This is a genomic window from Cloacibacterium sp., assembly GCF_047601505.1.
Taxonomy (GTDB): domain Bacteria; phylum Bacteroidota; class Bacteroidia; order Flavobacteriales; family Weeksellaceae; genus Cloacibacterium.
In genome coordinates, this window is the sequence record NZ_JASGJD010000001.1 from 3,509,359 (window position 1) to 3,517,500 (window position 8,142).

An 8,142-nucleotide genomic window follows, 5' to 3' on the forward strand; every position below is an offset into this window, starting at 1 on the left:
TATTTAAAGTTTTGCCATGTAAACCTGTAAAGTTTATCTGCTTTTTTACAATACAAAGATGTTAGAAAACAACGGGAGATTTGTTACATCAAAAAATAAATAATTTATAGAATTATCATAAAAAATCACGCTTCAATTGATAAAGCGTGATTTCTATATTTTGAGTATTTAACTATTAATTAGCATCTGGCAGATATACATTAAATTCTGCTCCTTCATTCGGATGTCCTTCTGCTATTATATAACCTTTGTGGTTTTCTACAATTTTTTTACATATTGCCAATCCAATACCAGTTCCTGCAATTTCGTCTTTATTATGCAACCTGCTAAATAGCTCAAAAATCCTTTGAGAATATTCTTGCGAAAAGCCAATTCCGTTATCAGAGAAGGTGAATTGATGAAATTCTTTTTTAGTAGGCAAAACAAGATTACCAATTTTCTTGGTTGCTATTTTTTGATACTTAATATTAATTATAGGTGCTACATCTGCTTTAGAATATTTTATAGAATTTCCTAAAAGATTAATAAATAATTGCTGAATCTGGAATGGTATTACTTTAATTGAAGGCAATTCTTCAGATACAATTTGAGCAGATTTTTCGTCAATACTTTCTGCAATTTCGTGTTTTGCAGCTTCTAGCAAATCGTTAAGGTTTGCTTTTTCAAAAACTTGGTCAGATTTATTGGTTCTAGAAAATTGCAGTAAATCTTGTATTAACAATCTCATTCTTCCTGCAGCTACTTTTATTCTATCAAAATATTGTTGACCAATTTCGGTAAGATTTTTATAATCTTTTGTTTCTAATCTGGAGATAAAAGTTTCAATTTTTCTTAAAGGTTCTTGCAAATCGTGACTTGCAACGTAATTAAATGCCTGAAGTTCTTTATTACTTGCTTCTAACTCTCTGTTTTTCTGTAAAGTTTCTGCATTTTTATTAATTTCGTCTGTAATATCTTGAGTAATCATCATATAATAAAACCCATTATTATCTTCAATTGGCTTGTTAGAAACTCTAATGTATCTTATTTCCGATGTATTTTGTTTTACAATTCTATGTTCGTAAGAAGCTATATTTTTTTCTTTTTTTCTAAATTTCTCTAAATATTCTGTAACAAAAGCAGCATCTTCTGGATAAATTGTAGGAATAAAACTATCTAGCACAGGAACGAAATTTTCTTTGTCCAAACCAAACATTCTGAAAATATTATCAGAAAATTCGAAATCATTTTTATCAACATCCCATTTCCAGAAGCCATAATTTCCTATTTTTTCTGCTTCTTTACTACTTTCGTTGTAATATGAAATTTCTTCTAAAGCTTTTTGAAGCATTTCGTTTTTCAAAACTTCGTCTGTAATATCAATAACACTTCCCGAAAGTAATTTTTTGCCAGATGCATCATAAACAGGTCTTCCAATACTTTTCACATGGATAATTTCTCCACTAGGCTTGTGAATTCTATAGGTAACGCTTGGCAAATTTTCTTCTTCCATCATATTTGCCATCGCTTGTTTGTATTTTTCTAAATCTTCAGGATGTATATACTTGTAATAATTATCAAGATTTGCATCAAATGAAAAAGGTTTAGCTCCTAATATTTTATACAAATTCTCTGAGAAGAACCAAGTATTTTCTTTTATATTCCACTGCCAGTTTCCGTATTTACCAATTTCTTCTCCAAATTTTGCAGCTTGGTTGGTAATAATTAATCTACTGAAAGCATCTTGTAATTCTTTGTTCCGTTTTTCTATTGTTTTATGGGCAGTAATATTATCTGTAACATCTACCAATATAACCAAGACATAATCTTTTACCGTATCATTAGATATAAATTTACTCACTACAGAAATATGTCTCACCTCATTGCTGTCTGGTCTTTTAATTCTAAAAACATAAGGTTTAAATTTCCTTCTCTCTCTCATTTCCTTAAGTCGCCCAGTAACAATTTCTAAATCTTCTGACGAAATATATTTGAAAAAGTCTTTAATATCAATACCTTTATCTATCTCAATTCCAAATAATCTGAAAACATTATCCGAATAATAAAATCTATCATCTTCTACAAACCACTGAATTGTACCAAAACTACCTGCAATTTCTGCTTCCTTATTGGTTTCGTTTGCCAGAAAAAGCGTCTTGTTTTTCTCTTGTAATTCTATATTTTTATTTTCAATATGAAGTTGACCATATACTTCTTCTGTAATATCCGAAGTAATACCAATCATCATTCTTTCGTCACTAAGATTTTTAATAATTTTACAAACTCCTCTAAAAAATCTTACTTCGCCATCCTTTCTAATAATTCTGTAAGAATAAGGACCAAGTTTATCCGCAGTTTTAAATTGTCTTGATATTTCTAACATCCTTGGCAAATCATCTGGATGAACATGAGCTGCATAATTTTCTAATTTTGCTTCAAATTCATTAGGATTGTAACCTAACATTCGGAAAATATTCTCAGAATAATGAAATAAATCCGTCTCTACATTATACTGCCAAATTCCAAATTCTCCTATTTGCTCTGCCATATTAGAAGATTCTATTGCTAATTTTAATTCGGAATTATAATTAGTAAGCATTTTAATATCTCTCGATATTTTTACAATGGCAACTATTAAAATAAAAAGAGTAACAAAAAGGGCAAAATAATTAACTACAGGTGCAAACTTGCTTACTTCATTATTTTCGTATAGCCTTTTACTGAGAAGATTTTTTTCTATATTAATCATTTTATTGATAACTACAGAAATTTCTTTCATTTTATTGCTTCCATCCTTTATATTTTCTATAACCAACGGACTGTCTTTTGTGAGATTTAGAAATCTTAAACCATCTTCTACAATAGTTACTTTTTCTTTAAATTTTAATTTTAATATTTTAAAACTTGCAACTTGTTTAGGATTATCATTGATGAGTTTTTCTACAACCTCCAGATCTTTATTAACTACAGATACATCTTTTTGAATCTTAAGTATAATATTTTTATCTTTTGTAATAAAATAGTTTCTTCTGTCTATTTCTAAATCTTTAATATCTCCGTAGAGTTTTTCCAGATTACCATAGACAATATAACTATGTTTCACTACATCATTAGATTCATTAAGATGCTTAATATTTCTAAATGATACAGCAGAAATAAATAAAATAATGGCTATACTAAGTATAAAAATTATTTTGAGGAAGAGAGGTTTTTCGTAGAATTTCATAAAAATTAAAAAATTACATTCTCAGAAGGAAATTGTCTTTGTTAAGACCCGAAGTGTGATATTGCCAATTAATTGCTACTACATCTGACAATACTTTTTTCAACATTTCAAAATCGCTAGGTTTCTTAATGTAAATATTAGCACCTTTTACAAATGTTTCTTCTATATGTTCTTCCGAAGATGAAGTAGAATAGATAGCAATAGCAATATCTTCGAATTTGTTATTAGATTTTATTTCAGCTAAACATTCTAAACCGTTTTTCTTTGGCATATTAAGGTCCAAAAATAAAACTTGAGGTAAAATTGCATCGTCCGAATTCAGATAATTCATCAATTCTACACCATCGTTGAAGGTATTTACTTTAGTATTAATCTTAAGTTCGCTGAAGGCATCTGTGAAGAAAAGTCTGTCATCTTCATCATCATCTGCTAAGATAATATGGATGTAATCTGTTTGCATACTAATTATATTTTCGTTTATTATTGTTTATTGGCTAATTCTCTTCTTTTTGTAATTATTCTTTGAAACTGAGACGGTGTAATTCCTGTAATATTTTTAAATTGTGTGCTAAGATGTGCTACACTAGAATAGTTGAGTTTATAAGCAACTTCTGTAAGAGTAAGATTATCTTTTATGATTAAACTTTTTGCTCGTTCTATTTTTTGAAGCATAATATAATTTTCTATTGAGCTAAAAGTAATTTCCGAAAAAAGATTAGAAAGATAACCATAGCTATGACTTAGTTTTTCCGAAAGATAAACCGAAGCCTTCACATTAAGTGGTTCGTCACTACTTACCATTTCCAAAATGGTTTCTTTAATTTTTTCAATCAAAACGGTTTTTTGATTTTCAATAATAGTAATTCCATATTCTTCTAAATCCTCTTTAAGAAGTTTCATCTTCTCAGAAGGAATCTTTTCTAAGAACTCTACCTCACCGAATGCAATTATTCTATATTTCAAATCCAAGTTACCAAGTTTATCTTCCAAAACTTTTTTGCATACTGTATTGTAATCAAATTTTGTAAAAATTTTCATGTTCTTTTGTTTATCAATTATAAATATAAAAAAATATTATGTTAAAAAGTTAAATATTTACAAAAACTCTCACAAATAAAATTTTCCTATTTGTGAGAGTAAACTAAATAATAAACTATATGAAGAAAAAACTACTTTTCATTTTTTTAAATTATTTACCAAGTGGTAAGTTATACGAAACACCAACTCCTAGTGAAGCTGCATTGTAATCTTGCCCAGGCAAATCTCCTTTGTCTCCTGTGAAAACTTTGGTATATTGAACGGCAAAATTCCAATCTTCGTTATGATAACCAATTTCTGGTTTTAAGTAAAATCCACCATCTGGTCTTTCTACAGAAGCATTTCCTGCTACTTTTTTACTACCGGTAATAAATCCGTATCCTAAATCTGTACCAAAATAGAAACCATGTTGCTTAGGATAAACTCTAATTAAAGCTGCAACAGGAACCACCCCGAAATCACTATTGCTATAACCATTATTATCTTTTCCAAAAAACTGATTATAACCAGTTGCGATACCCAATCCAAAACCTGGCGTTACTAAATTTTGGTACGCTACATCCACTCCTACATTTGCAGATGCGTTACTAGAAGGAACAGCTACGCCGCCATTTACTCCTAATTTCAACATATTCGTCATTTGTGAATTTTGTGCACTTAATAATCCTGCACTTAAAATCCCTAGTCCTAGTATTACTTTTTTAATGTTTTTCATAATTTTAAATTTTAAATTCTATTTGTATATGTAATTTTGTATTGCAAAGTTGTGTTTTTCTGTTTTCAGTCTTTTTATATTATTTTATTTGATTTTTACAGAATTTTTTGTTGAACTACCATTCGTAAAACTTACATAATATAAATACTAATTCTTTTCACATATCTCTTAGATACATTGCAAAGATGTAGCATTACAGCAAAGAATGCTTTACAAAATTTTAAATGAAAATTATAGAATTTCTAGAAATAAAAAAGCCTCCTGAATACACAGAAGGCTTTTTGTAGACTCACAGGGATTCGAACCCCGACAGACGGTACCAAAAACCGTAGTGCTACCGTTACACCATGAGTCTCTATCGTTTTTGGTGGTGCAAATTTAATACATTTTTTTCAACTTGCAAGTGTTTACAGAAAAAAAAATAACAAAAATTTATATATCATTGAATTTCAACTTATTTTTTTTCACAATAGCATTCATATTTTTTATAAAAAACAGCTACCACTACTACTTCTACAAAATTTGTATCTTTACCCAATTAAAATTTAATCTCTATGAATCATAAACCAGTTGAAGGTTTTTCTAAACTTTCAAAACAAGGAAAAATAGACTGGCTCATAAACGAATACTTAGAAGGAAAACAAGAATATCAAGATATCCTTCATCAATATTGGAACGAAAATCCAGAACTTCAAAAACTACACGAAGAGTTTTCTGAAAATACCATTTCTAATTTTTATATGCCTTACGGTATTGCGCCTAATTTCTTAATTGATGGCAAATTAATGGCTCTACCAATGGCTGTAGAAGAAAGTTCTGTTGTAGCTGCCGCTTCTAAATCTGCAAAATTTTGGATTGAAAGAGGTGGTTTCAAAACTACCATTATCAATACCGAAAAACTGGGACATACCCATTTTATTTTTAAAGTAGAAGCACACAAATTGCAGCATTTTTTCAATTTTACTTTAAAGAAAAAGCTTTTTGATGCTACCCAAGATATTACGGCTAACATGAGAAATCGTGGCGGTGGAATTCTAGACATTAAATTAATTGATAAAACCTCAGAATTAGAAAATTACTATCAATTAAAAGCAAGTTTTGACACAGTAGATTCTATGGGAGCCAACTTTATCAATTCTTGTTTGGAACAATTCGGGAAAACTTTAAAAGAAGAAATTGCTCAATCTGAAGATTTCTCTCCAACCGAAAAAGATTCTTTGCAAATTGTGATGAATATTTTGTCAAATTTCACTCCAGATTGTATTGTAAGAGCCGAAGTTTCTTGTAAAATAGATGATTTAAAAGACGACAGTGGAATTTCTAACGAAGAATTTGCCTGGAAATTTAAACAAGCTGTTACCATTGCAGAAATAGAACCTTATAGAGCAACTACGCATAACAAAGGCATTATGAACGGTGTAGATGCCGTTGTAATAGCCACTGGAAACGATTTTCGAGCTACGGAAGCCTGCGCACATGCTTATGCAAGCAAAGACGGAAAATACAAATCTTTATCTCATTGCACTACAGATAACGGAATTTTCAGATTTTGGATAGATTTACCTATATCTGTTGGCGTTGTTGGCGGTTTAACCAATCTTCATCCTTTGGTAAAATTTTCTTTAGCGTTATTAGGAAAACCATCTGCACAAGAACTCATGAGCATTTTGGCGGTTTCTGGTTTGGCTCAAAATTTTGCAGCACTTCGCTCTTTGGTAACTACGGGAATTCAAAAAGGGCACATGAAAATGCACCTTTTTAATATTTTAAACCAATTTGGAGCAACCGAAGAAGAAAAACAGCACTTTGTGACGTATTTTAAAGACAAAACGGTAAGTCATCATGAAGTGATTGCTGAATTAGAAAAATTGAGAAAAAAATAATAATGATTTTCGATTTTAATAAAGATTATATTCTCGAAGACGAAAGGGTGATTTTAATGCCTTTAGAAGTAAAACATTTTGATGATTTTTTAGAATTTTCTGAAAAAGAACCCGAAATTTGGGATTATTCTGTTTTGCATTCTGATGCAGCAGGAAAAGAAAATCTGAAAGATTATATTGATTTTGCGCTTTCGTGTAGAAAAAAAGGCAGTGAATATGGTTTTGCTGTTTTCGATAAATTAAAAAATAAATTTGCTGGTTCTACAAGATTTTACAACATAGATTTAGATGAAAATTCATTAGAAATAGGCTATACTTGGTATGGAAAAGAATTTCAGGGAACTGGTCTTAATAAACATTGTAAATATCTTTTGTTAGAATTTGCCTTCGAAAAAATAGAAATTGAACGGGTAGGTTTTTCTGCAGATAGTGATAATTCTAAAAGTATTGCCGCCATGAAAAGCATTGGTTGTACCATAGAAGGAACTCTTAGAAGTACAATGTTTAAGAAAAACGGAACAAGAAGAAATAGCACTATTCTTAGCATCCTAAAAAATGAATGGACAGAAACTGTAAAACAAAATCTGAAAAATAAATTATAAAATGAAAACATTAACCTTAATAATAGGTGCAATCTACGGAATGACATCTGTAATTCTTGGAGCTTTCGGCGCACACGCATTCAAAAAAATATTATCTGTAGAAAGATTACAAAGTTTTGAAACTGGTGTTAAATACCAAATGTATCACGCTTTATTGCTTCTCATCATTGGATTTTTCTTCAAATTTGAAACAGGAACCGAAAAATGGGCAACTTGGTGCATTATTTTGGGAGTAATATTATTCTCTTTTAGCATCTATTTATTGAGTTTTCAAGAAGTTTTGGGAGTTAATCTCAAATTTTTAGGACCTATTACTCCACTTGGAGGTTTGTTAATGATTACAGGTTGGGCTTTATTAATCTATGTTTTTGCAAAGACTAAATTTTAAAATCTATTTTATAAAAATAAGAGCAAAAAACTTGGTACAATTCCTTTTCACTTGTCTCTTTTTTTATATTTTTGTGAAAACTAACTTTAAAATAAAAATTTTAGAAATATTATGAATCTTCACGAATATCAATCAAAAGAGATTTTAGCTTCTTACGGTGTTAGAATCCAACGTGGTTTTGTAGCAAACAACGTAGAAGAAGCAGTACAAGCTGCTGATAAATTAAAAGAACTTACCGGAAGCGAAGGTTGGGTAGTAAAAGCTCAGGTTCATGCTGGTGGTAGAGGTAAAGGTGGTGGTGTTAAATTTTC

8 protein-coding genes and 1 tRNA gene (1 of these 9 only partly in view) are annotated in these 8,142 nt (G+C 29.8%); 4 read left to right on the forward strand and 5 right to left on the reverse strand.

What is annotated here, in order from left to right:
- Positions 1–175 precede the first annotated feature (175 nt).
- The 5 genes from QM746_RS15835 to QM746_RS15855 form a co-directional block, all read right to left on the reverse strand.
- Positions 176–3,205 carry a PAS domain-containing protein gene (locus tag QM746_RS15835; protein ID WP_414985091.1) on the reverse strand — a complete coding sequence of 1,010 codons (3,030 nt, stop codon included), beginning with the start codon at positions 3,203–3,205 and terminating at the stop codon, positions 176–178.
- A 13-nt stretch (positions 3,206–3,218) separates the two neighbouring features.
- Positions 3,219–3,665 carry a response regulator gene (locus QM746_RS15840; protein ID WP_414985092.1) on the reverse strand — a complete coding sequence of 149 codons (447 nt, stop codon included), beginning with the start codon at positions 3,663–3,665 and terminating at the stop codon, positions 3,219–3,221.
- A 20-nt stretch (positions 3,666–3,685) separates the two neighbouring features.
- Positions 3,686–4,243 (reverse strand): helix-turn-helix domain-containing protein, encoded by a 558-nt coding sequence (locus QM746_RS15845; RefSeq protein ID WP_414985093.1) that lies wholly within the window; start codon positions 4,241–4,243, stop codon positions 3,686–3,688.
- A gap of 151 nt (positions 4,244–4,394) precedes the next feature.
- Positions 4,395–4,958 (reverse strand): hypothetical protein, encoded by a 564-nt coding sequence (locus tag QM746_RS15850; RefSeq protein WP_414985094.1) that lies wholly within the window; start codon positions 4,956–4,958, stop codon positions 4,395–4,397.
- A gap of 284 nt (positions 4,959–5,242) precedes the next feature.
- A tRNA-Gln gene (locus QM746_RS15855) sits at positions 5,243–5,313 on the reverse strand.
- Between the two features lie 199 nt (positions 5,314–5,512).
- On the opposite strand from QM746_RS15855, the gene QM746_RS15860 reads away from it, so the two are divergent.
- The 4 genes from QM746_RS15860 to sucC form a co-directional block, all read left to right on the forward strand.
- Complete coding sequence (locus QM746_RS15860) at positions 5,513–6,841, forward strand: hydroxymethylglutaryl-CoA reductase, degradative (RefSeq protein ID WP_414985095.1); 1,329 nt, start codon at positions 5,513–5,515, stop codon at positions 6,839–6,841.
- A gap of 2 nt (positions 6,842–6,843) precedes the next feature.
- Entirely contained in the window at positions 6,844–7,443 is a 600-nt protein-coding gene (locus QM746_RS15865; protein WP_414985096.1) for a GNAT family N-acetyltransferase, read from the forward strand.
- Position 7,444: 1 nt separating this feature from the next.
- Positions 7,445–7,831, forward strand: a complete 387-nt coding sequence (locus QM746_RS15870) for a DUF423 domain-containing protein (protein ID WP_414985097.1) — start codon at positions 7,445–7,447, stop codon at positions 7,829–7,831.
- Positions 7,832–7,942: 111 nt separating this feature from the next.
- On the forward strand, positions 7,943–8,142 hold the start of the coding sequence (gene sucC / locus QM746_RS15875) for an ADP-forming succinate--CoA ligase subunit beta (RefSeq protein WP_414985098.1). Its footprint extends 991 nt past the window's final position; the window shows 200 of its 1,191 coding nt (coding positions 1–200); the start codon lies at positions 7,943–7,945; its stop codon lies beyond the right edge, outside the window.

Bases quoted from the DNA above. Each gene is read 5' to 3' on its own strand.
- QM746_RS15850 (WP_414985094.1), bottom strand. From the start codon at position 4,958: ATGAAAAACATTAAAAAAGTAATACTAGGACTAGGGATTTTAAGTGCA.
- QM746_RS15865 (WP_414985096.1), top strand. From the start codon at position 6,844: ATGATTTTCGATTTTAATAAAGATTATATTCTCGAAGACGAAAGGGTG.
- QM746_RS15835 (WP_414985091.1), bottom strand. From the start codon at position 3,205: ATGAAATTCTACGAAAAACCTCTCTTCCTCAAAATAATTTTTATACTT.
- QM746_RS15870 (WP_414985097.1), top strand. From the start codon at position 7,445: ATGAAAACATTAACCTTAATAATAGGTGCAATCTACGGAATGACATCT.
- QM746_RS15860 (WP_414985095.1), top strand. From the start codon at position 5,513: ATGAATCATAAACCAGTTGAAGGTTTTTCTAAACTTTCAAAACAAGGA.
- QM746_RS15845 (WP_414985093.1), bottom strand. From the start codon at position 4,243: ATGAAAATTTTTACAAAATTTGATTACAATACAGTATGCAAAAAAGTT.
- QM746_RS15840 (WP_414985092.1), bottom strand. From the start codon at position 3,665: ATGCAAACAGATTACATCCATATTATCTTAGCAGATGATGATGAAGAT.